Annotated in this window: 17 protein-coding genes and 1 tRNA gene; 14 read left to right on the forward strand and 4 right to left on the reverse strand. The window is 70.9% G+C overall.

Annotation, left to right across the window (positions count from 1 at the left end):
• Window positions 1-10: 10 nt before the first annotated feature.
• The 8 genes from edd (at window position 11) to GGR24_RS05540 (ending at window position 9032) form a co-directional block, all read left to right on the forward strand.
• Entirely contained in the window at window positions 11-1819 is a 1809-nt protein-coding gene (gene edd / locus GGR24_RS05505) for a phosphogluconate dehydratase (RefSeq protein WP_183394232.1), read from the forward strand.
• Between the two features lie 28 nt (window positions 1820-1847).
• Complete coding sequence (pgi, locus tag GGR24_RS05510; protein WP_183394233.1) at window positions 1848-3494, forward strand: glucose-6-phosphate isomerase; 1647 nt, start codon at window positions 1848-1850, stop codon at window positions 3492-3494.
• Between the two features lie 287 nt (window positions 3495-3781).
• Entirely contained in the window at window positions 3782-5245 is a 1464-nt protein-coding gene (locus GGR24_RS05515; protein WP_183394234.1) for a DEAD/DEAH box helicase, read from the forward strand.
• A gap of 137 nt (window positions 5246-5382) precedes the next feature.
• On the forward strand, window positions 5383-6126 hold the full coding sequence (locus GGR24_RS05520) for a competence/damage-inducible protein A (protein ID WP_183394235.1): 744 nt from the start codon (window positions 5383-5385) through the stop codon (window positions 6124-6126).
• 46 nt (window positions 6127-6172) lie between these two features.
• Window positions 6173-6257 (forward strand) — tRNA-Leu (locus GGR24_RS05525).
• A 148-nt stretch (window positions 6258-6405) separates the two neighbouring features.
• Entirely contained in the window at window positions 6406-7020 is a 615-nt protein-coding gene (locus GGR24_RS05530) for a 2-hydroxychromene-2-carboxylate isomerase (RefSeq protein ID WP_183394236.1), read from the forward strand.
• Between the two features lie 68 nt (window positions 7021-7088).
• Window positions 7089-8000, forward strand: coding sequence for an alpha/beta hydrolase (locus GGR24_RS05535; RefSeq protein ID WP_246397941.1), 912 nt, complete (start codon window positions 7089-7091; stop codon window positions 7998-8000).
• Between the two features lie 105 nt (window positions 8001-8105).
• On the forward strand, window positions 8106-9032 hold the full coding sequence (locus GGR24_RS05540; protein ID WP_183394239.1) for an alpha/beta hydrolase: 927 nt from the start codon (window positions 8106-8108) through the stop codon (window positions 9030-9032).
• A 6-nt stretch (window positions 9033-9038) separates the two neighbouring features.
• Here the strand turns inward: GGR24_RS05540 and GGR24_RS05545 are convergent, their stop codons facing one another.
• Window positions 9039-9581, reverse strand: coding sequence for a 3'-5' exonuclease (locus GGR24_RS05545; protein WP_183394240.1), 543 nt, complete (start codon window positions 9579-9581; stop codon window positions 9039-9041).
• 119 nt (window positions 9582-9700) lie between these two features.
• On the opposite strand from GGR24_RS05545, the gene aroC reads away from it, so the two are divergent.
• Complete coding sequence (gene aroC / locus GGR24_RS05550; RefSeq protein WP_183394241.1) at window positions 9701-10795, forward strand: chorismate synthase; 1095 nt, start codon at window positions 9701-9703, stop codon at window positions 10793-10795.
• 227 nt (window positions 10796-11022) lie between these two features.
• Here the strand turns inward: aroC and GGR24_RS05555 are convergent, their stop codons facing one another.
• From GGR24_RS05555 to GGR24_RS05565, 3 genes are read right to left on the reverse strand one after another with little or no spacing between them, the layout of a single operon-like run.
• A complete protein-coding gene (locus GGR24_RS05555; RefSeq protein WP_183394243.1) occupies window positions 11023-12045 on the reverse strand; it encodes a YcjF family protein in 1023 nt (340 codons plus the stop codon).
• A 25-nt stretch (window positions 12046-12070) separates the two neighbouring features.
• The gene (locus GGR24_RS05560) at window positions 12071-13543 is read right to left on the reverse strand and encodes a YcjX family GTP-binding protein (protein WP_183394244.1); all 1473 of its coding nucleotides are present in this window, start codon (window positions 13541-13543) and stop codon (window positions 12071-12073) included.
• Complete coding sequence (locus GGR24_RS05565; protein WP_183394245.1) at window positions 13540-14064, reverse strand: SixA phosphatase family protein; 525 nt, start codon at window positions 14062-14064, stop codon at window positions 13540-13542. The genes GGR24_RS05560 and GGR24_RS05565 overlap by 4 nt, the downstream gene beginning before the upstream one ends.
• 331 nt (window positions 14065-14395) lie before the next feature.
• Between GGR24_RS05565 and GGR24_RS05570 the strand changes: the two genes are divergently transcribed.
• From GGR24_RS05570 to GGR24_RS05590, 5 genes are all read left to right on the forward strand, one after another.
• A complete protein-coding gene (locus GGR24_RS05570; protein ID WP_183394246.1) occupies window positions 14396-14773 on the forward strand; it encodes an Hpt domain-containing protein in 378 nt (125 codons plus the stop codon).
• A 143-nt stretch (window positions 14774-14916) separates the two neighbouring features.
• A complete protein-coding gene (locus GGR24_RS05575) occupies window positions 14917-15237 on the forward strand; it encodes a 2Fe-2S iron-sulfur cluster-binding protein (RefSeq protein WP_183394247.1) in 321 nt (106 codons plus the stop codon).
• Window positions 15238-15323: 86 nt separating this feature from the next.
• Window positions 15324-16250, forward strand: a complete 927-nt coding sequence (locus GGR24_RS05580; RefSeq protein ID WP_343066214.1) for a GGDEF domain-containing protein — start codon at window positions 15324-15326, stop codon at window positions 16248-16250.
• Between the two features lie 90 nt (window positions 16251-16340).
• Window positions 16341-17369 carry an NAD(P)/FAD-dependent oxidoreductase gene (locus GGR24_RS05585; protein WP_183394249.1) on the forward strand — a complete coding sequence of 343 codons (1029 nt, stop codon included), beginning with the start codon at window positions 16341-16343 and terminating at the stop codon, window positions 17367-17369.
• A gap of 314 nt (window positions 17370-17683) precedes the next feature.
• Window positions 17684-24577, forward strand: a complete 6894-nt coding sequence (locus tag GGR24_RS05590) for an apolipoprotein A-IV repeat region-like domain-containing protein (RefSeq protein WP_183394251.1) — start codon at window positions 17684-17686, stop codon at window positions 24575-24577.
• The last annotated feature ends 145 nt before the right edge of the window (window positions 24578-24722 follow it).

Here is a 24722-nt window from a genome sequence, read left to right on the forward strand (position 1 = left end):
CGGATTCGCAATGACCCTCGACTCGCGCATCGCCGCCGTCACGGAGATGATCGTCGCCCGCAGCCGGGACGACCGCGCGCGCTATCTCGGCGAGATCGAGCGCGCGGCCGCCGCAGGACCGCATCGCGCAGCGCTGTCCTGCGGAAATCTCGCCCACGGCTTCGCCGGCTGCGGCCATGACGACAAGGCGGCGCTCAAGGGCCAGCAGGTTCCGAACGTCGCGGTCGTCACCGCCTACAACGACATGCTGTCGGCGCATCGTCCCTATGAGCGCTACCCCGAACTCATCCGCGCGGCCGCACGGGAGGCAGGCGCGGTCGCCCAGGTCGCCGGCGGCGTGCCGGCGATGTGCGACGGCGTCACGCAGGGGCAGCCCGGCATGGAGCTCAGCCTGTTCTCGCGCGACGTCATCGCGCTGGGGACGGCGGTCGCGCTCAGCCACGACATGTTCGACGCCGGGCTCTATCTCGGCATCTGCGACAAGATCGTGCCGGGCCTCGTCATCGGGGCTCTGGCCTTCGGCCATCTGCCGGCGATCTTCGTTCCTTCCGGGCCGATGCCGACCGGCATCTCGAACGACGAGAAGGCTCGCGTCCGGCAGCTTTACGCCGAGGGCAAGGTCGGCCGCGCCGAACTGCTCGAGTCGGAATCGGCGAGCTACCACTCGCCCGGCACCTGCACGTTCTACGGCACCGCTAACTCCAACCAGATGCTCATGGAGATCATGGGCCTGCACCTGCCCGGCTCGAGCTTCGTGCCGCCCGACACCCCGTTGCGGGACGCGCTGACGCAGGCCGCCGTCCGTCAGGCGCTGGCGATCACGCGCTCCGGCAACGGCTACGCCCCGATCGGCCGGGTTCTGGACGAGAAGGCGTTCGTGAACGGCATCGTCGGGCTGAACGCGACCGGCGGTTCGACCAACCACGCCATCCACCTGATCGCGATGGCGAAGGCTGCGGGCATCACGCTCACCTGGGACGATTTCGACCATCTCTCGGCCGCCACCCCCCTGCTCTGCCGGATCTATCCGAATGGCTCCGCGGACGTGAACCACTTCCACGCCGCCGGCGGGATGCAGTTCCTGATCCGCGAGTTGCGCCGCGCCGGCCTGCTCCATGACGACGTGCTGACCGTCATCGGCCACGGGCTCGCGGACTACGAGAAGGAGCCGGCGCTGGTCGGCGACGAGATCGTTTGGCGTGAGACCGACGCCTCCAGCCGCGACGAGAGCGTGCTCCGCCCCGCCGCCCGGCCCTTCGATCCGGAAGGCGGGCTCAGGCTGCTCAAGGGCAATCTCGGCCGCGCCGTCATCAAGGTCTCGGCCGTCAAACGGGACCGCTGGGTCATCGAGGCGCCGGCGCGCGTGTTCTCCTCGCAGGACGCCCTGGAGGCGGCCTTCCGCTCCGGCGAACTCGACCGAGACGTGGTCGTGGTGGTGCGATTCCAGGGGCCGAAGGCCAATGGCATGCCCGAACTGCACCGGCTGACGCCTGCCCTGTCGGTGCTGCAGAACCGCGGCCACCGCGTAGCCCTGGTGACCGACGGTCGGATGTCAGGCGCCTCGGGCAAGGTGCCGGCGGCGATCCATGTCACCCCCGAGGCGGCGCATGGCGGGGCGATCGGCCGTATCCAAGACGGCGACCTGATCCGCCTGGACGCGGAAGCGGGCGTGCTCGAGGTAAGGACCCCCGCCGGGGAGTTCGAGAGCCGCGTCCCGGCGAGCGAGGAGACCGAGCCGCAATTCGGCATGGGCAGAAACCTTTTCGCGGCCTTCCGCGCCGCGGTGGGCTCGGCGGAACAGGGCGCGAGCGCCATCTGACGGCCGCCCGGCCGCTCTGGAGAGAAGAATGAACGTAGCCCGCGACGCGATTTTCGAACGGCTGTCCGCGCACCGGCGCGATGTGGAGCGCACGCCCCTGAGGCGCATGTTCGCCGACGATCCGCACCGCTTCGCGCGCATGTCGCTCAAGCTCGACGATCTCCTATTCGACTATTCGAAGACGCGCACGACGCCCGAGACGATCTCGCTGCTCGTGGAGCTCGCGCGCGCCTGCGACCTGGAGGGCCGCCGCGACGCGATGTTCTCCGGCGCGAAGATCAACACGACGGAGGGCCGGGCCGTCCTGCACACCGCCCTCCGGGCGGCGGAGGACGCCCGTATCCTCGTCGACGGCCAGGACGTCATGCCCGAGGTGCTCGCGGAGCGCCGCAAGGCCGCGCAGTTCGCCGAGGCGGTGCGCAGCGGCGCCCTTATGGGGGCGACCGGCGAGCGCTTCTGCGACATCGTCAATATCGGCATTGGCGGTTCCGATCTCGGACCGGCGATGGCCGCGACGGCGCTCACCCCCTACACGCAGGCCGGGCTGCGCGGACACTTCGTCTCGAACGTCGACGGCGCCCATATCACCGACACGCTGAGGCGCCTCGATCCGGCCCGGACCCTCGTCCTCGTCGCCTCGAAGACCTTCACCACGCTCGAGACCATGGCCAACGCCCACGCCGCCCGCGGCTGGCTCGTGGGGGCGCTCGGCGAAGCCGCTGTCGGCGCGCATTTCGCGGCGATCTCGACCAATGTCGAGGCGGTCGAAGCCTTCGGCATGTCCGAGGACCGCATGTTCCGCTTCTGGGACTGGGTCGGCGGCCGCTACTCGATCTGGTCCGTCATCGGCCTGTCGCTGACGATCCTGATCGGCGCGCAGAATTTCCAGGCGTTCCTGGACGGCGGCCGGGAGGTGGACGAGCACTTCCGCGACGCCCCGCTCGACCGCAACATTCCGGCTCTCATGGGCCTGCTCGGCGTCTGGCACCGCAACGTCTGGGGCTTCGGCACCCATGCGGTGCTGCCCTATGACCAGCGCCTCGCGCGCTTCCCGGCCTATCTCCAGCAGCTCGACATGGAGTCGAACGGCAAGCGCGTCACCCTCGACGGCGCGCCCGTCGAGCGCGCGACCGGGCCGATCGTCTGGGGCGAGCCCGGCACCAACGGCCAGCACGCCTTCTACCAGCTGCTGCACCAGGGCGCCGACGTCGTGCCCGCGGACATCCTGATGGCCGCGCTGCCGCACGAGAACGTCGGGGATCAGCACGCCATGCTGCTCGCCAACGCGCTCGCCCAGGGCGAAGCCTTCATGAAGGGCCGCACGACCGAGGAGGCCGCCGCGCAGCTGAAAGGCGCCGGCAAGAGCCCCGGGCAGGCGGAGGAGCTTGCGCCGCACAAGACCTTCCCGGGCGACCGGCCGACCTGCGCGATCGCCTACCGCACGCTCGATCCGCGCACGCTTGGACGCCTGATCGCGCTCTATGAGCACAAGGTGTTCACCCAGGGCGTGATCTGGGGGATCAACTCCTTCGACCAGTGGGGCGTCGAGCTCGGCAAGGAGCTCGCCTCGCGCCTGATCCCGGTGATGAAGCGCGAAGCCGGCGCGGAGGAGCTCGACTCGTCCACGCGCGGCCTGGTCGATCACCTGCTCGCGCTGCAGGGCCAGACCGGCTGACACGCGGCGCGCTCCGGCGGCGCAGAGGATTCGCGCCGCCGCGGCGCATCGCCGCTAGACCCGGCGATTGCTTGACTTATCGGGCATGAGCCCGCACATGTCTCAGATCGCTAGATAAAGCGAAACTCGCGTCCAGGCCGCGTGACGCCGGCTCTCGCCGGACCTGCCGGACGCCTCAGAACCCTCATCGACAGCCCAGATCACGCGGGGCGCGTCTCAACGCACCCGCCAGAGCCGTGCGCCCATGAGAGGTGCGGCGGCCGTTGGCTGCATCCGGAAGACTGAACTTGACCAAATTCACCGATCTCGGCCTGTCCGCCCCCGTCCTCGACGCGCTGGCGGCGGAGGGCTACGAGACCCCCACCCCGATCCAGGCCCAGGCCATCCCCACCGTGCTCGCCGGCCGCGACCTCATGGGCATCGCCCAGACGGGCACCGGCAAGACGGCCGCCTTCGCGCTCCCCATCATCGAGCGGCTCGCCGCCAATCCTCGCGTGGCCCCTCGCCGCGGCTGCCGCGTCCTCGTGCTGTCGCCGACCCGTGAGCTCGCGAGCCAGATCGCCGAGAGCTTCCAGTCCTATTCGCGCAACCTGAAGCTCTCGGTCGCCGTCGTGTTCGGCGGCGTCGCGGCCGGTCCCCAGGTCCGCAAGCTCTCGGGCGGCGTCGACATCCTCGTCGCGACCCCGGGCCGGCTGCTCGACCACATCGACGGCAAGATGCTCAGGCTCGACCAGGTCGAGCACTTCGTCCTCGACGAGGCCGACCAGATGCTGGATCTCGGCTTCATCCACGCGATCCGTCGCATCCTGCCGATGCTGCCGCATCGCCGGCAGACGCTGTTCTTCTCCGCCACCATGCCGAAGGCGATCAAGGACCTCGCCGACGCCATGCTGCGGGACCCGGCGACCGTGGCGGTGACGCCGGTCGCCAAGACGGCCGATCGCGTCGAGCAGAGCGTCATCTTCGTCGAGCAGTCCGGCAAGCGGGCGGTTCTGGCCGAGATTCTGCGCACGCCGGATCTCGGCCGCGCCCTGGTGTTCACCCGCACCAAGCACGGCGCCGACAAGGTCGTGCGGCAGCTCAGCGAGGCCGGCATCGAGGCCGCGGCGATCCACGGCAACAAGAGCCAGGCGCAGCGCGAGCGCGCGCTCGGCTCGTTCCGCACCGGCCACCTGCGGGTGCTGGTCGCGACCGACATCGCCGCGCGCGGCATCGACGTCGACGGGGTCACCCATGTGGTGAACCACGACGTCCCCAACGTGCCGGAGTCCTATGTTCATCGCATCGGCCGCACCGCGCGCGCGGGCGCCGAAGGCGTCGCGATCTCGCTCGTCGCCAATGACGAGCGGGCCTATCTGCGCGACATCGAGCGGCTGATCCGGCAGTCCATTCCGGCGACGGACAGGCGGTCCGAAGCCGGCAAGGCCGAGCCGGAAGGCGCCGGCGCAGCGTCCCAGAAGAACCAGCGGCAGGGCGGCCGCCCGCAGGGGCAGCAGCGGCCCGCCGGCGGCGGTCGTCCGCAGCAGGGCCGCGGCGGCCGTGGCGGCGCGCCGGGCGGCGGCGAGCAGCGGCGCGGCCATGGCGGTGCCGAAGCGCAGGGCCGTCACCGCCCCGACGGGCGTCGGGCCGACGGCAGCCGGGCCGATGGCGAGATGTCCGGCATGCCGTTCATGCAGAAGCCCGGCCGACCGGCTGGCCAGCGGCCGCGCGGCGGCCGGCCCGAGGGGCGTCGATCGGCCGATCGCAGCTGATCGGACGGTCCGGAGATACAGGCGCGGACGCCCATCGTCCGCGCCTTTTTCATGTCCGCGATTCCATCGAAGGCCTGGCCTGACTTGCGCCGCGCGCGGCGTCCGCTAGCCTCGCCGCCCCATCCCGAGGCGCGCCGATGCTGACCGAGACCGACACCGTCACCGCAGCCATCGTGGTCATTGGCGACGAGGTGCTGTCGGGCCGGACCCGGGACACCAACAGCGGCCACATCGCCGAGACGCTCACCAGGCTCGGCGTCGATCTGCGCGAGATCCGGGTGGTGCCGGACGAGCAGGCGGCGATCGTCGAGGCGGTCAACGCGCTCCGCGCCCGCGCGACCTACGTGTTCACGACCGGCGGCATCGGGCCGACCCATGACGACATCACGGCGGACGCCATCGCGGCGGCCTTCGGCGTCGGCATCGACCACGATCCGCGCGCGGTCGCAATGCTGCGGGAGCGCTTCTCCGACCCCGCCGATCTCAATGAGGGGCGGCTTCGGATGGCCCGGATTCCGTTCGGGGCGGAACTCATCGCGAACCCGATCTCCAAGGCGCCGGGCTTTCGGCTCGAGAACGTGATCGTCATGGCCGGCGTGCCGGCGATCATGCGCGCCATGCTCGACCAGGTGGCGCCGACGCTGAAGACCGGCGAGCCGATCCTCAGCGAGACCGTCCGGGCCGACGCCAAGGAAGGCGACATCGCGACGCCGCTCGCCGCCGTCCAGCGCGCGCATCCGGAGGTCTCGATCGGCAGCTACCCCTTCATCGAGGGAAACAGGTTCAACACGAACCTGGTGATCCGCTCGCGCGACCCGGCGGCTCTCGCGGCCGCCAAGGCCGCAGTGGCGGAGATGCTTTCGGGGCTTCCCCGGAGCTGAACCCCCGCTGGCGCCGATCCCCGCCGGTGCGTTATGCCGGTGCGGCGCGGACGTGGCGAAACCGGTAGACGCACGAGACTTAAAATCTTGCGCCGCAAGGCGTGCGGGTTCGAGTCCCGCCGTCCGCACCAGACTGAGGTCCTTCCGCGGCTCCCGGGCGCGGTGACGACGCTGTGGCTCGGCGCCCGAAGCCCGCCTATGGTGCGGACACGCCGCCAGACCGACCGGGACTTCCCCGTTCGATGCCCGCGGCGCGCCGAACAAGACGAGAGCGAGCGGATGGCCGAGCCGATTGAGTTCTTCTTCGACTTCGGGTCGGGCTATTCCTGTTTCGCCGCCACCGAGATCGACGATCTCGCCGCGCGCCACGGGCGCAGCGTGCGGTGGAAGGCCTTCAGTCTCGGCTCCTCCTTCAAGGTGACGGAGGCCAAGCCCCTCACCCGCACCCCGCTCAAGGCGGACTATGTGGCGCTCGACTGGGCCCGCATCGCGCGGCTCAAAGGGTTGAGCTTCACGATGCCCGACGGCCACCCCCACGCCGGGATGCCGGCGCTGCGCGGCTTTCACTGGCTGGACGCGCAGGATCCAGCCCTCGCTGTCCGTTTCGCCAAGGACGTCTTCCGCGCGTACTTCTCCGGGGAGCTCGCGATCGACGACGCCGCGGCGGTCGCCGAGATCGCGCGGCCGCTCGGCGCCGAGCCGTCCGCCTTCGTCGCCGCGGTCGCGAGCCCCGAACTGAAGGCCAAGGCGCGCACCGCGGGCGAAGAGGCCGTCGAGCGCGGCGTGTTCGGCGCGCCGTGGATCATCGTCGACGGCGAGCCGTTCTGGGGGTGGGACAGGCTGCCTATGGTCGAGCGCAGACTGGCCGAGGCCACCGCCGCCGCGACTGCGTGATGAACTCAGGCGGCCGGCGTCCCCGCCCCCGGAGCGTAATCCGCCGGATCCTGCTCGCGGGGATTGCGATGCTGGCGGCGGCGGACGCGCAGGCGCAGCTGGCGGGCGTGGTCGAGCGCCACCAGACGACGGAGAGCGCCGCTCTCGGGCGGCCGCTGGTCTACAACGTCTACCGGCCCGCCGCCGAACCCGCCGCAGGGCGACGCTGGCCGACGCTCTATCTGCTCGAAGGCAGGCCCGCCGAGGCCGACTGGCTCGATCAGGGCTTCGTCTACGAGGTCATCGACCAGGCCGTCGCGGAGGGACTCATCCCGCCCACGCTCGTGGTCATTCCGGTCACGCCCTACAGCTGGTACGTCGACAATCCCGATCCCGGCGGCCAGGGCATGATGCGCACGGCGATCCTGCAGGATCTCGCGCCCGCGATCGACGCCCGCTATCCGACCGCGGCGTGTCGTGAGGGACGCGCGATCGCAGGCGTGTCCATGGGAGGCTACGGCGCCCTGCTCTACGCTCTGGATCGTCCGGACGAGTTCGTGGCCGCCGCCAGCTTCTCAGGGGCCATCGCGCCGCCGATCGACGCGCATGACCTCCCGCGCCTGAAGCGGGCCGACGCCTTCTACGATGGCGCTTTCGGACGTCCGCTCGATCGAGACCGCTTCAACGCCTGGAACCTGTTCACCCGCGTGCGGGCGCGACCGGCCGGCGCGGAGCCTGCCCCTGCGATCCTGCTCGCGGCCGGCGACCGGGACCGCGGCGGGCTGATCCAGTCCACGGTGAGGTTCCACGCCGCATTGTTGCGGGCTGGTTTCGACAGCTCGCTGCGCATCGGCCCCGGGGCCCACGACTGGCCGACGTGGCGCGCTCACCTCGCTGACGCCTTGCGCTGGCTGGGACCGAAGCTCACGACGTCCTGCCCTCAGGCCGCCGACAGCCAGGTTCAGAGCCCCGGAAAAGACGAGACGCGACCCACGCCGTGACGTTTTCGCGCGTGACGTTCGCCGCAGCGCAAACGTAGAGCTTCAGAAGGCCTGCGGCGTGACGCGCCGGCGGGCCCCCGACGCAAACTGGCCCGCGAGCGTCCCATGTGGCCACGTCTCCTCTCGGCCGTCATTCTCGCCGCCGGCGTGACCGTCTCTCCCGCGCACGCCGGGGGGCTCGTGGAGCGCGGTCTCGCGGCCCCGAGTCGGGCGCTCGGCCGCCCCATCCGCTACAATCTCTACCTTCCGGCCAAGGCGCCTCCGCCCGGAGCCCGGTGGCCAGTGCTCTACCTGCTCCACGGCGGCGACCCCGGGGAGGCCGACTGGCTCGACGCGGGCGGTCTCGCCTCCACCATGGACAAGGCGATCGCCTCGGGCGCTCTGCCGCCGACCGTCGTCGTCATGCCGTTCGCCGGCGACAGCTGGTACGTCAACAACCGCGACCCGGGCGGAGCGGGCGCGATGGAGACCGCCCTGACCCGCGACCTCGTGGATGCGGTCGACGCGAGGCTGCCCACCGCGGATTGCCGCCAGGGCCGCGCCGTCGCAGGACTTTCGACCGGCGGCTACGGCGCCCTGCTGTTCGCCTTCGACCACCCGACCGCGTACGCCGCTGCCATCAGCCTCTCGGGCAGCATCTCACCGCCCATCGGCCCGCAGATGAAGGCGCGCCTGAAGCGTGCGGAGCGGCTCTATGACGGGGCGTTCGGCGAACCCTTCCGGGCGTCGCGCTTCAACGCCATGAACCTGTTCCCGCGCGTGCCGCTGCTCGGCGTGGGGCTGAAGCCGAAGCCCGCCGTCTATCTCGATGCAGGCGACCACGATCCGAGCGGCATCGTGCAGGGGGCGACGGAACTGCACCTCGCGCTGTTGCGCAGGGGCGTGGACAGCACGCTGCGGGTGGTCGGCGGCCGGCACGAATGGGCGCTCTGGAGACGCGAGCTGGGACCGGCGCTTGCGTGGCTGGGGCCCCGGCTGGACGCGACCTGCGGCCAGCCGGTCGCTGCGGCCAGGACCGGGACGGCGGAGTGATCCCCGTCAGGCGCCTGCGAGCGCCAGCGTCTTCTCGAAGACGATCAGCCCCGTGAGGCAATCCTCCATCGCCCGCCGCGCGCGCGGCCGAGGGCAGTCGAGCGCCTTCGCCACGGTTTCGAGCCGATGGTTCGGCACGTCCTTGACCAGCGATTGCGCGAACCGCATGGCGCAGACCGTGGTGGGCGGCGGCGCCAGGCCGACCCGCTCCGCCTCCGCGACCAGGAAGGCGTTGTCGAAGCCGATATTGTAGGCGACCAGCGGATCGTCGCCGACGAAGGCGAAGAACTTGTCGAGGGCCTCCTTGGGCTCGAGCGCCTCGGCGAAGGCGGCGTCGTCGAGGCCCGTCATGGCGCGGACAAAAGCGGGAATCGGGCGGTCGGGTTTGACGAGGGTCTGGAACGCCTCGACCTGTCCGCTCGCGCGGTCGAACCGGAGAGCCGCAATCTCGATGATGCGGTCCCGCTTGGGCGTCAGGCCGGTGGTCTCCAGATCGAAGAACACATAAGGCGTCTCGCCTGCGGCGATGCTTTCGAGTGGCGTCGACATGCGTGGACCTGAGACTCGCGAGCGGGGGCGTTAACGTTAGCCCCTAGTTCCTACGCAATCGGAAACCCCGCGGAAAGCGCGGCTTTTCGGAAAGGCGCGCGCGTGGCATAGGCTCCGGCATGTCTCACAACAGCTTTGGCCACCTGTTTCGCGTCACGACCTTCGGCGAGAGCCACGGACCGGCGATCGGCGCCGTGGTCGACGGCTGCCCGCCGCGCCTGACCTTCAGCCGCGACGACGTGCAGGCCGCGCTCGACCGCCGCCGGCCGGGGCAGTCGCGCTTCACCACGCAGCGGAAGGAGCCGGACGAGGTCGAGATCCTGTCCGGCGTGATCGAGGAGCAAGCCGGTCGTCTCACCACCACCGGGACCCCGATCGCCCTGCTGATCCGCAACGTGGACCAGCGTTCGAAGGACTATTCCAACATCGCCCAGAGCTACCGGCCGGGTCACGCCGACTACGCCTACGACGCGAAATACGGCGTGCGCGATCATCGCGGCGGCGGGCGGTCCTCGGCGCGCGAGACGGCGAGCCGCGTCGCGGCCGGCGCGATCGCGCGGCTCGTCATCCCCGGCGTCGCCATACGGGGAGCGCTGGTCGCGATGGGCGAGATCGAGATCGACCGCTCGCGGTGGGACTGGTCGGCGGTGGATTCGAACCCGTTCTTCTGTCCAGACCCTGTCGCCGCCAGGGAGATGGAGGCGTATCTCGACGGAATCCGGAAGTCCGGGTCGTCGGTGGGAGCGACCATCGAGATCGTCGCCGAGGGCGCGCCCGCGGGACTCGGCGCGCCGATCTACGGCAAGCTCGACGCCGATCTCGCCGCCGCCCTGATGAGCATCAACGCGGTGAAGGGCGTCGAGATCGGCGCCGGCATGGCGGCCTCCCGGCTCACGGGCGAGCAGAACGCGGACGAGATGCGGCTCGGCCCGGACGGCCGCCCGGTCTTCCTGTCGAACAACGCCGGCGGCGTGCTCGGCGGGATCTCCACCGGACAGCCGATCGTCGCCCGTTTCGCGGTCAAGCCGACGTCCTCGATCCTGACCCCGCGCCGCTCGATCGATCGCAGCGGAGCCGAAGTCGACGTCTCGACGAAGGGCCGCCACGACCCTTGCGTCGGCATCCGGGCCGTGCCGGTCGGCGAGGCCATGATGGCCTGCGTCCTGGCCGATCACGCCCTCCGCCATCGGGGCCAGATCGGCCCTTCGGCGTAGCCTGCCCGCGTCCGAAGAGCGCGCCCCCCGCCGGCGCCAAAGAACGTCATGCGCCCGGATCAAAAACGCGATACGCAATCGCTGCGCGGAGGATTCGTCCGGATCTCCAGACGGATGCCCGGATCCCCTCCGCAGCCGCGAAGCCGTCGCCCGAGCGATGGCCGCACCTGACTTCTGTGAACCGCCGGCGCGAAATGCAGTCCTCGCGCCGGCGGCTTTTTTTGATCTCAGGGCTGGCGGCTCTCGAACAGGTTTCCGGCGACTTCCCGGACCGTCGGCGGCCGCCGCTCGACGAAGGGAAGCGGTCGGCAGACCGCCATGGCTGCGAGCCCGACGCGCGCGGTCAGCAGCCCGTTCAGCACCCCCTCGCCCAGCCGCGCCGACAGCTTCGCCGCGAGGCCGTGGCCGAGCATCTGCTCAAGAAGCCCGTCGCCGACCCCCATGCCGCCGGTGACCGCCAGATGCGCGCCGACGTGCCGCGCCAGCTTCAGGAAGCCGAGCATTCCGGGTCGTCCGCCATAGACAGCGCCGACCTGCCGGATCAGGCGCATCGTCTCGACGAGCACGACCACCAGATCGACCAGCGCGCGCGGCGACACCGCGGTGACCACCGACACCCGTTTCGCCGCTGACGCGATCGCCCGGGTGGCCTCAAGATCGAGCGCCTCGATCAACTCGCGCTCGACGATCCGCAGACGGTCCGAGCCGTCGATGATCTCGTTCGCGTGCGCCGCGATGGCCGCGCGCGCCCGCGCCGTCTCCAGGCGGTTGGCGTAGAGCGCCACGACCTCCGCCACGACCTTCCGGGCCCTGGCGTCGTCGTCGGTCTGGTGGGCCTCCTCCGCTGCGGCCCTGAGGTCCTCGATCTTGTTGAGCCGCAGCAGCGCGGTGACCTCGCGCAGCACGATGGCGAGCGCCGCCAGACCCGCTGCGGCCGCGAGCGCGAGCGCGAGCCAGCCCAGCCAGTCGGACCGGGCGAACAGATCCTCGACCACCCGCGTCGCCCAGAGGCCGAGCGCCAGGCTCCCAAGTCCGCCGAGCGCGCCCCAGAACAGTCCGCCGAGCGAAAGCCCGCGGCGGCGCGGCTTCACCTTTGTGGCGGCGGGCTCAGGCGCGCTCTCGAAGGCGTCCGGCTGCGGCGTCAGCACCACGCCGCCGCGGGCCGTCGAGGTCTCCTCGTCGGGCGCGGCGAGCGTCACGCCGGGATCATTGAGCCGGAAGGCCGCCGGCCTGCGTGGTGCGTCGGTCATCGCGTGCAAAAACCGCTGTGCTCGGTCACTTCAGGGCGTCGCCGATGAGAAATTCCAGGGTCCGGTCGAGCCGGATGTGCGGCAGCTGCGGCGGACGCTCCGAGACCGGGAGCAGCGGCGGGCGGAACTTGATGAAGCGCAGGTCTCCTCCAGCTTCATCATGCGCGCGACCGCGATAGCCGCCGCTGCGCAGCGCCACTTCGGGGTCCGCCGGGAGGTCGCCGGGAAACACCGCGATCTCCTCCTCGCCGTCGAAGATCTGGTCGCCGGAACGTTCGCCCTTCTCGGGCACGCCGATGATCACCGGCAGTTCGTCTCGGCCCTGCCGCGCGCTCGCCTCGCGGGTCGCGCGGACCGCCGCGAGCGCGACGACATCCACCGCCGCGCCGCCGAACTCGGCGCGCTCGATCGCCCGCCCCACCAGCCGCCGGAGAATCGCCTCGAGCCGGTCGTGGCTCGTGTGGTGCAGATGGTCGGCCTTGGTGGCGGCGAACAGCAGCCTGTCGACGCGCGGCCGGAACAGGCTCGACAGCCAGGAATTGTGGCCGTGGCGGAACGCTGAAAGCACGTCGGTGAGCGCGGTCTCCAGATCCGCGACGGCCTCCGGGCCGGCGTTGAGCGCGGCGAGCGCGTCGACCAGCACGACCTGACGATCCAGCCGCGCGAAGTGGTCGCGGAAGAATGGCCGCACGACGTGGGAGCGGTAGGCCTCGTAACGGCGCTCCATCATCGCCCACATCGAGCCCGAAGGCGCGTCGCCGGTTTCGGGAAGCGCGAGCGGCGCGAAGGTCAGGGCGGGGCTGCCTTCGAGGTCGCCCGGCATCAGGAACCGGCCGGGCGGCAGCGTGGAGAGGGCGACCCGCTCGTCGCGACCGGCGCGGAGATAGGCGGTGAAGCGGGCTGCGGCCTCCCGCGCGGCGCTCTCGTCCTCCGGCCCCGCCGGATTGAGCGTCGCCAGATGCGCGCGCCAGGCGGCGGCGATGGGCGCTCGCGTGGGGCCGTCGCTGGACGCGATCGTCCGCGCGCTCCAGGTCCGGAAATCCTGGCCGAGCAGCGCAAGGTCGAGCAGCCACTCGCCCGGGTAGTCGACGATGTCGAGCGTTAGCCGCCGCCCCGCCCGGGTGCCGCCGAACAGGCCCGGGCTCTCGAACTCCACGATCACCCGCAGCTCCGAGATGCGGCGCGTCGATTCCGGCCACGACCGGTCGGGCCCGGTCAGCGCGCGCAGATGCGTCTCCACCTCGAAGCGGGGCACCGCGTCGTCCGGTTGCGGCGCGAGCCGGGCTCCGGCCAGTCGGCCCTGCGCGTAAGCCCTGAAGGCCGGAAGGCGGCCGCCATGGACCAGCGCCTGGACGAGCGCGGTCAGGAACACGGTCTTTCCGGCGCGCGACAGGCCGGTGACGCCAAGCCGTATCGTCGGGTCCAGAGCGCCGGCGGCCGCTTCCGCCAGACTGCGGGCTACGATCCTCGCCTCGTCCAGGAGGCCTTCAAACTTCATTCGCCGCCCTCGCCCAAAGTCTTAGGCGTGACGATCCTGTCCAGCCGGGCGCCGCCGAAAGCTGTGGCGCTCCATCCTCCGTCGGAGAGCTCAAGCACTGCCACGCCGGCGGTGGGCAAAGCCTCCACATGTTCTTGTGAAGCGACCCGGGAGTCTTTGGTCGCAAGCATTTCTACGAATTGCGCGAGCCCCGGGTTGTGGCCGACGATCGCCAACGTTCCGACCTCATCGCCCGCACTCCGCGTCAGGGCGAGCAGCGATCCAGGCGAGGCCCCGTAGATGCCCTCCTCGAACCGAACCTCCGGAGCGCTCGCGAACGCTTCGCTGGCGAGTTCCCAGGTGGCGCGCGCCCGCGCCGCGGTCGAGCAGAGCGTTGCGTCCGGGCGCAGGTCGTTCTCCGCCAGCCAGCGACCCATCCGGGCCGCGTCGGCGCGCCCGCTCTCGACGAGGCGACGCCCGTGATCACCGGATCCGTCGGCGGGCTCGGCCTTGGCGTGGCGGAACAGGATCAGACGGCGCATGAGGCTCCTTCCCGGCGGCGGCGCGAGGCGTCGCCGCGCGCAAGCGAAGTGGGCGCCGCAGGCCGATTCCTCAACCCTATTTCTTCACCAGTTGGAAACCGTTCCGCGCGCTCCCTATTTGTGCGACGCGGTGAACGCCGGATGAACGTCCCGTTCGGTATGAGTTCAAAGCCCGTGCGCAAGACTTCGACCGTGACCCGGAAGCCACGCTCAACCCTGAAAAACTTCGTAGCGGTTATTGAACCTTGGGCGCCCAACTTCCGACAACAGCGAAGCGCAGCAGTTAAGGGACGACCCGCGGCGTAACGGCGGGTCCGGAGCGTCAGTCATCATGTCGAGCATCATGGAACAATACGAGCAACGTGCCAGCGGCTCCTTCGCGTCTGCGATCGACGTCGTTCATCTCAACCGCCAGACGATGGGCGACCGCTCGCTCGAGCGGGAGGTCCTGGAGCTCTTCCGTCGTCAGGCCAGGATCCTGCTTTTCCGGTTCGAGAACCTGACGAATCCTGCGGAGCGGGCCGACGTGGCGCACACGCTGAAGGGCTCGGCCCGCGGCGTCGGCGCGAGCCGGGTCGCCTTCGCGGCGGACGAACTCGAGCGCGCGGCGAAGGCCGGCGAGCCCACCGGCAAGGCCCTGGCCGAGCTGGCGGAAGCCGTCGCCGAGGTGACCTCCGCGATCGAGCTGCGTTTCGGCCTCGACCGCTGATCCCCCAGCCTTCCTGATCCTGCCTGCGCCGGATGCGCCTGCCTTTCTGGCGCGTCCGGGAGAAACGTTCTAGACAGCCGGCGCGCGACCGACGCGCCGCGGCGAGCGGGGACGTCGGCGCATTCCTCCTGCGGCGACGACTCATGGCGAAAATCACGTTCATCGATCCGGCGGGCGAACAGCGCACCGTCCAGGCCGAGCCCGGCTCCACGGTCATGGAGGCGGCGATCCGCAACGACATTCCCGGCATTGACGCCGAGTGCGGCGGCGCATGCTCCTGCGCCACCTGCCACGTCTATGTCGACGAGCAGTGGACCGAGAAGGTCGGCGGCCCCGAGCCGATGGAAGAGGACATGCTGGACTTCGCCTATGACGTCCGGCCGACCAGCCGCCTCTCCTGCCAGATCAAGATCACGCCCGAGCTCGACGGGCTGGTGGTCTCCACGCCCGAGCGGCAGGGCTGAGTCTTCGCTGTTGCGATAAACCCGGCATTATCGTTTTGCACGGCAACATGGCTCCTGCATACGGCGGGGGCTGAGCGTTGAAGATCGTGATCGTCGATCCGAGCAGAGTCGTGCTGAGGCTGGTCGCCGGACCGCTCGAGCAAGCCGGCCACGACACGATCCTGTTCACCGACGCCTCGGCGGCCCTGGCCCACATCCGGGCCGATCTCGCGATCGACGCCCTCTTCACCAGTCTCCAGCCGCACGGCATGAGCGGCCTTGAGCTCTGCCGGCAGGCGCGGGCGCTCGCGGGCTCGCGCCGGCCGCTTTACGTGCTCGTGATGTCCTCATCCTCCGAGCGCAGCACCATCATCGAGGCGCTCGACAGCGGGGCCGACGACTTCATCGGCAAGCCCCCCGCCCCCGAAGAGCTCCTCGCCCGGCTCCGCGTCGCCTCGCGGGTCGCAGGAATGCAGAGCGAACTGATCCGCCTCGCGACGATCGACGCCCTCACGGGCGCGCTGAACCGGCGCGCCTTCTTCGAAGCGGCGGCTGATCTGCCGCGGGCGCCGGACGCGCTGGACGCGGTCGCGATCTTCGACATCGACCGCTTCAAGCAGATCAACGACACGTATGGCCACGCCGCCGGCGACATCGCGATCCAGGCGGTCGCGAGCCTCGCGCGCGGAGCCGCCGACATCGTGGGACGGCTCGGCGGCGAGGAGTTCGGCGTTCTGCTGCCGGGATGCTCCGTGAAGGACGCCGCCTCGCTCTGCGAGGCCATGCGCGTCGCGGTCGCGGCCACGAGCCTGCCGCAGATCGATCCGGACCTGACCGTCACCTGCAGTTTCGGCGCAGGCGAGTGGCGGCGCGGGGAGAGCATCGACGACGCCCTGAAGCGCGCCGACGTCGCGCTCTACGCCGCGAAATCCGGCGGCCGCAATCGCGTCATCGCCGCGACGGCCCCGCTCGACGACCTCGCGGCCATGACCGTCTCCAGCCCTGTCCGGGAGCGGCGCCTCGCGCACGCCTGACCTGCGACGAGGTTCCACGTCGTCCGGCCGACGCTATAGTGGGCGTAGCGAGCACGCTCGCCGCCCCCCGCCAGCTTCTCCCGGACGCTCATGACTGAAACCATCAAGACCGACGTCGTCATCGTCGGAGCCGGCCCCGTCGGGCTCTTCGCCGTCTTCGAGCTCGGCCTGCTCGATATCCGGGCGCATGTCGTGGACATCCTCGACCGGCCCGGCGGCCAGTGCGCGGAGCTCTACCCGGAGAAGCCGATCTACGACATTCCGGCGCTGCCGGTGGTCACGGGCCAGCAGCTCACGGACAATCTTCTGGAGCAGATCAAGCCGTTCCAGCCGACCTTCCACTTCTCCGAGATGGTGACCGGGCTCGAGCGGCTGCCCGACGACCGCTTCCTCCTGAGCACCAATGGCGGCGAGCGGTTCGACACGAAGGTCGTGGTGATCGCCGCGGGCGGCGGCTCCTTCCAGCCGAAGCGTCCGCCGATCCCAGGCGTCGAGGCGTTCGAGGGCAAATCGGTGCACTACGCCGTGCGCAGGATGGAGGCGTTCAGGGGCCGCCACGTCCTGATCGTGGGCGGCGGCGACTCGGCGCTCGACTGGACGTTGAACCTCGCCCCCCTGGCGGCGCGCGTCACCCTGCTTCACAGGCGCGACGCCTTCCGCGCGGCGCCGGACAGCGTCAACAAGATGCGCGCCCTGGTCGACGCCGGCGTGATCGACCTGACGCTCGGACAGGCCGTCGAACTGATCGGCGAGAACGGCGTCCTCGAAGCGGTGCGGGTGAAGCGCGACGACGGCTCGACCCATGAGATCGCCGCCGACGACATGCTTCCGTTCTTCGGCCTGACCATGAAGCTCGGGCCGATCGCCGACTGGGGGCTCCAGCTCAACGAGAACCTGGTTCCGGTCGACACCGAGAAGTTCGAGACCACGACGCCCGGCATCTTCGCCATCGGCGACATCAACGCCTATCCGGGCAAGCTGAAGCTCATCCTGTCCGGCTTCCACGAGGCGGCGCTGATGGCGCAGGCCGCGGCGCGCCGGATCGATCCCGAGAGGCGCATCGTGTTCCAGTACACGACCTCCTCGAGCAATCTTCAGAAGAAGCTGGGCGTCGCCTGAACGGCCCCAGCCGTCCCGACGGGAGACTCGCGGACCCGCTCCGGAGCGTCCGCCGCATCGAAGATGGTGAACAAGCCGTTAACGACGTTTGCCATTCGCCGGATTCCAAGGTTCTCTTAGCAGGTGATGCTCGTTAGCATCGCCGCTGCGGAAATGCCGTTCGGGCTGGCGCAAGCCTGAACGGAGGGGGGAACCGATCCTCGGAGGAATCTTAGCTCGTCTCGACAAGTGTCTGGGCCGAGACCTGATTCTGACGGCGACGATCTCCTCAAAGCGACCGGTTGGTACGGTGTACGGACGCGAGGCGACCGAAAATGGCGAACGTCAATCAGGCTAAGGATCCCGCGGAAGCGGCCCTTTCGGCGATCGAGGAGGCTTTGAACCTCGTCGCGCCTCGCGCGAACGCCACTGTGGAGACGACCGCGAGAGGTCGCGTGGAGCCGGTCGAACCGGCGCCTGCGCGGCCCGCCGAGCCGGCCCTGCCCCCGATCTCCCCCGAGCGCCCGGCCCCGGACCGTTCCGGCCGCCGCGCCCCCGCCAATGACGACGCCCGCTCCTTCGCGCACATCGTCTACGCGTTGCAGCGCAAGCCCTCGCGCGCGCCCTTCGTGCTCGCGACGGTCGCCTCCCTCGTGTGGGCCGGCCTCGGCGCGATCTACGTGTTCGGGGTGCTGGGGCTTGGCCGGCCCGAGACCAACCTCGCCGACGGCGCGGTTCAGGCGCAGCTCGCCGCGGCCTTCCTCGGCGTCGCAGCCCCGATCGTGTTCTTCTACATGCTCGCGATGATGTCGTGGCGCGCCCAGGAGATGCGGCTGGTCGCCCGCTCCATGACGGAGGTCGCGCTGCGCCTCGCGGAACCGGACACCACGTCTTCGGAGGCGATCACTTCGCTCGGTCAGGCGGTTCGCCGCGAGGTCGCCGCGATGGGCGACGGCATCGAGCGCGCGGTCAGCCGCGCGGGCGATCTGGAGTCGCTGGTGCGCGGCGAGGTCTCCACGCTGGAGCGCTCCTTCCACGACAATGAGGTGCGCGTGCGCACCCTGATCGCGGACATCCAGGCCCAGCGCGAGGCCATAGACGGCAATGCCGAGCGCCTGCGCGAGACGATCGCGGGCGCTCACGACGTTCTGGCGCGCGACCTGAACGCGGCGGCGAGCCTTCTGGCCGCCAACATCACGAATTCCGGCGCCCAGGTCACGAGCGAGCTCGACGCGAAGAGCTCCGAGATCGCGCTCGCGATCCAAGAGGCCGGCGAGAACATGCTGGCCGCCATCGGCGGCCGCGGCGCGGAGATGATCGAGCGTCTGGCGTCGAGCGGCGCGGAGGTCGCCCGCGACCTCGACGACACCGGCCGCCGCATCGTCGAGACGCTCGACGAGCGCGCCGAGGCGGCGCGCTCAGCCCTTGGCCAGTCCAGCGACGCCATCATCCGCTCCATCGAGGAGCGCACGACGCTCCTGACCGACCGTCTGCAGGCGACGGGCGCGGAGTTCGACGAGCGCATCGAACGCACCAGCGGCGAAGCGATCAGCGCACTCGCCGCGCGCGGCGAGGCCGTGGCGGCCCAGATCGACCGCGTCGGCGGCTCGATCTCCGACCAGCTTGCGGAACGCGTCGAGACCGTGATCTCGCATCTCGACCGGACCGGCTCGGATCTCGCGCAGACCTTCATCGAGCGCGCGGGCGACGTCACCTCGTCGGTCGAAGCCGCCGGCCGCGACTTCCATCGCGACCTTTCCGAGCGTTCGCGCGAGCTTCTGGAAACGCTCGCCCTGCGCACGAGCGAGCTCACCGCTGCTCTGTCCGAAGCCCGCGGCGGGATCGATTCCGATCTTTCGGAGCGCTCGACCGAACTGCTCGAGACCCTCTCGGACCGTGCCCGCGAGGTCACGGAGGCGCTGGCCGACGCCGGCGCCCATTTCCACGGCTCGATCGACTCCGGCTCGCGCGACATCATCGACGCTCTCGGAGCGCGCTCGCGCGAGTTGGTCGAGACGCTCAGCGGCACTGCGTCCTCCGTCACCGAGGAGTTCGGCTCGCGCGGCGACGGCGCGATCGAGCGCTTCGTCGCGGCGGCCGCGCGCGTTTCGGAAGAGTTCGCCTCCCGCGGCATGCTGTTCAACGACGGGCTGGAGCGCACCGGCCAGCAGCTCACCGAGAGCTTCGCCGAGCGTGCGGAGCTCGTGTTGCGCTCGCTCTCCGAGAAGACCGACGACGCGGCGTCCGGCTTCCGGGCCATCGGCTCCGAGGTCGAGCAGGCTCTCGCGGCGCGGGCGGAGGAAGTCTCCGGCACGCTGCGCGCGGCGAGCGACCGCGCGGTCGAGGCGCTGTCCGCCAGCGGGAGCGACATCACTCGTCGGCTCGACGAGACCAGCAGGAAGGTCGCGAGCGACGTCACGCTGCAGGGCGGCGATCTTGCCGAGCGCCTCACCGAGGCGAGCGCCCGGATGCACGAGGCGATCGTCCTGCATGGCGGCGAGCTGGAGCGGCGCTTCGCTGAGGACGGGGAGCGCATCGCGTCGCTGCTCGAAGCCCAGGGAGAGGATGTCGCCTCCCGCATCACCCGCGCGAGCGACCGCGTGCACGAGGCGATCGTGGTGCGTGGCGACGCGATCGAGGGCGATTTCGACGCCGTCGGCGCGCGCATCGTGGCGGCGATCGACGGCCGCGCTGCGGAGGTCCGCGACACCATCGAATCCGCGGGCGTGACCATCGCGGACGTGCTTTCCGAGCGCAGCGCGATCCTGCTGAACAACCTGGGCGACACCGCCGAGCGCATCCACGAAGTCGTCGTCGTCCGCGGCGGCGAGCTCGAGGACCGGCTCAAGGTCAGCGGCGAGCGGCTCGGCGAGGCGATCGCGGCCCGCGCGTCCGACGCCGAGGCGGCCTTCGGGGCCGCGACCGGGCGCATCACCTCCGGCGTCGAGGAGAAGCTCAAGGCGTTCGAGGAGCGGCTTTCGACCACCGGCGCGTCCGTGGCCGACATCATCGCGGACCGCGGCGGGGCCCTGGCCGACACGCTCGGCGAAACCGCGGAGCGCATCCACGAGATCGTCGTCGAGCGAGGCTCGGATCTCGAGCGCCGGCTCGCGGCGGCGGGCGACGACCTCTCCGCCAAGATCGACGCGCGCGCATCCGCGGCCGAAACGGCGTTCGGGGCGGCGACGGACCGCATCGGGGCCGGCGTCGACCAGAAGCTCAGGGCTTTCGAGGAGCGCCTCTCCACCACCGGCGCAGCTGTGGGCGACATCATCGCCGAGCGCGGCGGCCAGCTCACGATCGCGATCAGCGACACCGCCGAGCGTATCCACGACGCGATCGTCGTGCGTGGCGGCGACCTGCAGGAGCGCCTCGCGACCGCCGAAGGCCGGCTGTTCGAGACCCTCGGCGCCCGCGCCAGCGAGGCCGAGGCCGCCTTCGTGGCCGCACAGGACCGCGCCGGATCGGCCTTCGAGGAGCGCATCCGCACCTTCGAGAGCCGCTTCGACGAGGCCGGCGCGACCCTCGGCGACCGCCTCGCGGGCGAGATCAGCAACGCCGAGCGCATGCTCGGCGACGCCGCCCTGCACGTGGCTCAGCGGCTCGAGGACGGCGCAGCCGCGGCTCGCTCGACGCTGCAGGACTCCGTCGCGGACTTTGGCGGCCTGATGGACGCTCGCGTCTCCGCGATCCGCGAACAGCTCGACCGCGTGGTCGGCGAGATCGACTCGACCGTCGCACGGCGCGGCGAGAAGGTCGGCGAGGCGCTGACCATGGCGGCGGAAGCCTTCAACGATGCGATCGCCGCACGCGGCGGGGCCCTCACCCAGTCGCTGGCCGGCTATCTGACCGGTCTCGAAGAGGCGCTCGACAAGCGCGCTCCGGGTCTCGTGGAGCGTCTCGGCGAGGAGAGCGGCCGCTTCGCCGAGCTCCTGGCGGAACGCGTCGGCGAGGCGGAGCGCAAGCTGGCCGAACAGGGCGATCGCTTCGGGGACGTCGTCTCCGATCGCGTCGCCGAGGCCGCCCGCCGGCTCGGCGACGAGACCGGCCGCGTCGCCCAGGCGCTCGAGGCGCGGCTCGGCGGTTTCGACGAGCGGATCGTGGCGTTCGACGACGCCTCGCGTCAGCACGTCGCCAACCTCGACCAGCGGATCGAGCAGGTCGGGCAGCAGATCGCTGGCCAGATCGGCTCGTTCGACGAGCGGGTCACCCTGCTCGACGACCAGATCGCCAGGCTGGACGGCGCCATGGCCGGCCGCGTGGCCTCGATCGACACCAAGGTCAGCGCCATCGACGAAACCGTCGGCGCGCAGATCGGCAAGATCGACGGCAAGATCGCCACGCTCGACCGCATCATCGGCGAGCGGCTGGGCGCCTTCGACGCGCGCGTCTCGACGCTCGACGGAGCGCTTGGCGAGCGGCTCTCGACCTTCTCGGAGCGCATCGGCGCGCTGGACGGCACGCTCGACGAGCGGATCGCCACGCTGAGCGAGCGCGCCAGCGCTATCGGCTCCGCCGTGGCGCAGAGCTTCGAGAGCTTCGACGACCGCGCGGTCAAGCTGACCCGTTCGGTTGCGGTCCACGTCGCGGGCTTCGACGCCAAGGCTTCCGAGCTCGAGCGGACGCTCGCGGAACGGGCCGACTCCTTCGCGAGCCGCGCGGCCGATCTCGACGCTCTGCTGGCGAACCGGTTCAACTCGTTCGACGACCAGATGGCGACCCGCCTCGGCGACCTCGCGCTGTCGCTCGAGAGCCGGATCACCCGCATCGACGACGGGCTCAGCTCGCGGACGCGGACGCTCAACGAGACGCTCGCGCAGCGGACGCTCGAACTCGCCCGCACGCTGGGCGAAGGCTCCACCACGGTCGCGGCCGCGCTCGCGCAGCGGGCGTCCGAGTTCGCCGCGACGCTGTCGGCGCGCACCGACGATCTCGTCGCCTCGTTCGACGGCAAGGCGGAGGCGGTCAACCGCGCCCTCGGGGCCAAGGCGGTCGAGGTGGGCGACACGCTCGACACCCGCATCGCCCGCTTCGAGATGACGGTTCTGGGCCGCCTCGACTCCGTCAGCGCGGCGCTCGACGAGCGCAGCGCAGGCGTCGCCGAACGGATCAGCGGCAAGATCGAGGGCGTCTCGCAGGCGCTCGGCGAGGTCTCCGGCCGCGTCGAGGCCGAACTCGCACGGCTCGCCGGCGAGACCGCAGAGGCGCTCAGCTCCCGCATCGCCGAGTTCTCGGCGACGCTCGACCAGAATGGCTCCGGCCTGCTCGATCGGCTCAGCCGTCAGGGCGGCGAGGTCACCCGCGAACTCGCGAGCGTCGGCGAGACGGTCGCGAACGCGTTCGACGAGCGCTCCAGCGCGCTGGTCGAGCTGCTCGGCGCCCGCGGCGACGCGTTGCGCGAAACCATCGAGGGTCTGAACGGCGAATTGGTCACGACCTTCGAGACCCGCGGCGCGTCCGCGGTCGCGAATCTGAGCCAGGTCGCCGACCGACTGCGGCTCACCTCGCAGCGGCTTGGCGAGACGCTCGGCGCCGAAACCGCAAAGGCGGTGGAGCAGCTCGACGGCTCCAGCCAGAAGCTCCAGGAGGCCGTCACCGAGGCGACCTCGACCCTCGCCCGCACGATCTCGCGGGAGAGCAAGCGCGCGGTGGCCGAGCTCACCGAGACCCAGACGGCGCTCACCGCCGAGCTCGCCGACGCTCTCGGCAAGCTCTCCGACGCCAATGGCTCGCTGCAGGGCCTGCTCGACGTCGCCGCCAAGAAGCTCGGCGCGGTGGAGACCGACCTCTCGGGCCGCGTGACGGCCTTCGAGGAGATCATGGCCGACATCGCCGAAACGACCACGCGCACCGGCGAGCGCGTCGGCGGCCAGGTGGCCTCGCTGCGCGAGGTTTCGACCAGCGTGCTCGACCGGGTCAGCGAAGTCGCTCGCCAGCTCGAGCACCAGACCCAGGCGATCAGCAAGATCACCGAGACGCTGGACGGCACGCAGACCCGCCTCGCCGGCTCGCTCGAGGAACGGCGCGCCGCCCTCGACGCGCTGGCCGGAGAGCTCGGCGGCAAGGCGAAGGAGCTCGGCGCGGCGCTCGAGGGCTTCACCGCCACGATCGACGGGGCGCTATCGAAGTCCGAACAGCGCGCGCGGCTCGTCGCCGAGGGGCTGGCCGCGCAGGTCGGCGCCACCACCCAGTCGATCGCCGGCGAGTTCGACAAGGTCCGCCAGACCAGCGAGGGCGAGCGGCAGAAGACGGCCGCAGCCCTGAAGGCGGCGAGCGAGGAGGCCGCGCGCGACATCCAGCGCATGCTGGGCGAAGCGAGCGCGAAGTTCGGCGAGGTCACCCGCGAGATGCGGACCATGACCGCTTCGATCCAGGGCGAGCTCGACGCGACCCGCGAACAGCTGCGCCGCGGCGTGCTGGAGATGCCGAAGGAGGCGGAGGAGAACGCAGCCGAGCTCCGTCGCGTCGTGGCCGAGCAGATCAAGGCGCTGACCACCCTCGGCGAGATCGCGGCGCGCCATGGCGCCAGCCTCGACGTCGCCGAGGCCCGCGACCAGCGCGTGATGCGCGGCTCGGCGGCCGTCGCGGCTCCGGCGCGCGGCCCGGCCGCGCCGCCTGCCCCGCGCCAGCCGGCTCCTGCGGCGGCGCCGGCCGCGGCCAGGCCGGCCCCCGCGCCGGCCGCGAAGCCTGCGCCGGCTCAGCCGGCCCGGGTCGCGCAGCCGAAGGCCGCCGGGGCTTCCCGCCCGGCCGAGGCCCGGCCGGCCGAGCCTACGACCGAGGAAGGCGGCAGCTGGATTTCCGGCCTGCTCGCGCGCGCTTCGAGGGAAGAGGAGAACGCCGCTCGCAAGGGCGACGGTGACGCCGCCGCCCGGGAGCCCTCCCGGACGCTCGAATCCCTCGACAACCTGTCGATCGACATCACGCGGATGATCGACCATCAGGCGGTCAGCGAGCTGTGGGACCGCTATCGCCGCGGCGAGCGCAACGTCTTCACGCGCAGGCTCTACACGCTGCAGGGCCAGCAGACCTTCGAGGAGATCCGGCGCAAATATGCGGGCGATCCGGAGTTCCACGCGACGGTCGACCGCTATGTCGAGGAGTTCGAGCGGCTGCTCGACGAGGTGGCGCCGCAGGGCCGGGATGACGCGCTGGCCCAGACCTACCTGACCTCGGAGACCGGCAAGGTCTACACGATGCTCGCCCACGCGGCCGGCAAGTTCGGCCAGTAGGCGCGGCCGGCTCGGTCTCCCCGGAACCTCCCGGGGGGATCGGGGCCGCGCCCCGGCGCGAGCAAGGGGCCCGCTAGAGGGTCCCAGAGACGAGAAAGGGCGCGCGGGATCCGCGCGCCCTTTTCATGTCGGGAGCTATCTGAAG

It is taken from the genome of Hansschlegelia beijingensis (assembly GCF_014196425.1).
Taxonomy (GTDB): domain Bacteria; phylum Pseudomonadota; class Alphaproteobacteria; order Rhizobiales; family Methylopilaceae; genus Methylopila; species Methylopila beijingensis.

Excerpts from the sequence above, each read along its gene's own strand:
- edd (WP_183394232.1), top strand. The coding sequence starts at position 11 with ATGACCCTCGACTCGCGCATCGCCGCCGTCACGGAGATGATCGTCGCC.
- pgi (WP_183394233.1), top strand. The coding sequence starts at position 1,848 with ATGAACGTAGCCCGCGACGCGATTTTCGAACGGCTGTCCGCGCACCGG.
- GGR24_RS05520 (WP_183394235.1), top strand. The coding sequence starts at position 5,383 with ATGCTGACCGAGACCGACACCGTCACCGCAGCCATCGTGGTCATTGGC.
- GGR24_RS05530 (WP_183394236.1), top strand. The coding sequence starts at position 6,406 with ATGGCCGAGCCGATTGAGTTCTTCTTCGACTTCGGGTCGGGCTATTCC.
- GGR24_RS05535 (WP_246397941.1), top strand. The coding sequence starts at position 7,089 with ATGCTGGCGGCGGCGGACGCGCAGGCGCAGCTGGCGGGCGTGGTCGAG.
- GGR24_RS05540 (WP_183394239.1), top strand. The coding sequence starts at position 8,106 with ATGTGGCCACGTCTCCTCTCGGCCGTCATTCTCGCCGCCGGCGTGACC.
- GGR24_RS05545 (WP_183394240.1), bottom strand. The coding sequence starts at position 9,581 with ATGTCGACGCCACTCGAAAGCATCGCCGCAGGCGAGACGCCTTATGTG.
- aroC (WP_183394241.1), top strand. The coding sequence starts at position 9,701 with ATGTCTCACAACAGCTTTGGCCACCTGTTTCGCGTCACGACCTTCGGC.
- GGR24_RS05555 (WP_183394243.1), bottom strand. The coding sequence starts at position 12,045 with ATGACCGACGCACCACGCAGGCCGGCGGCCTTCCGGCTCAATGATCCC.
- GGR24_RS05560 (WP_183394244.1), bottom strand. The coding sequence starts at position 13,543 with ATGAAGTTTGAAGGCCTCCTGGACGAGGCGAGGATCGTAGCCCGCAGT.
- GGR24_RS05565 (WP_183394245.1), bottom strand. The coding sequence starts at position 14,064 with ATGCGCCGTCTGATCCTGTTCCGCCACGCCAAGGCCGAGCCCGCCGAC.
- GGR24_RS05570 (WP_183394246.1), top strand. The coding sequence starts at position 14,396 with ATGTCGAGCATCATGGAACAATACGAGCAACGTGCCAGCGGCTCCTTC.
- GGR24_RS05575 (WP_183394247.1), top strand. The coding sequence starts at position 14,917 with ATGGCGAAAATCACGTTCATCGATCCGGCGGGCGAACAGCGCACCGTC.
- GGR24_RS05585 (WP_183394249.1), top strand. The coding sequence starts at position 16,341 with ATGACTGAAACCATCAAGACCGACGTCGTCATCGTCGGAGCCGGCCCC.
- GGR24_RS05590 (WP_183394251.1), top strand. The coding sequence starts at position 17,684 with ATGGCGAACGTCAATCAGGCTAAGGATCCCGCGGAAGCGGCCCTTTCG.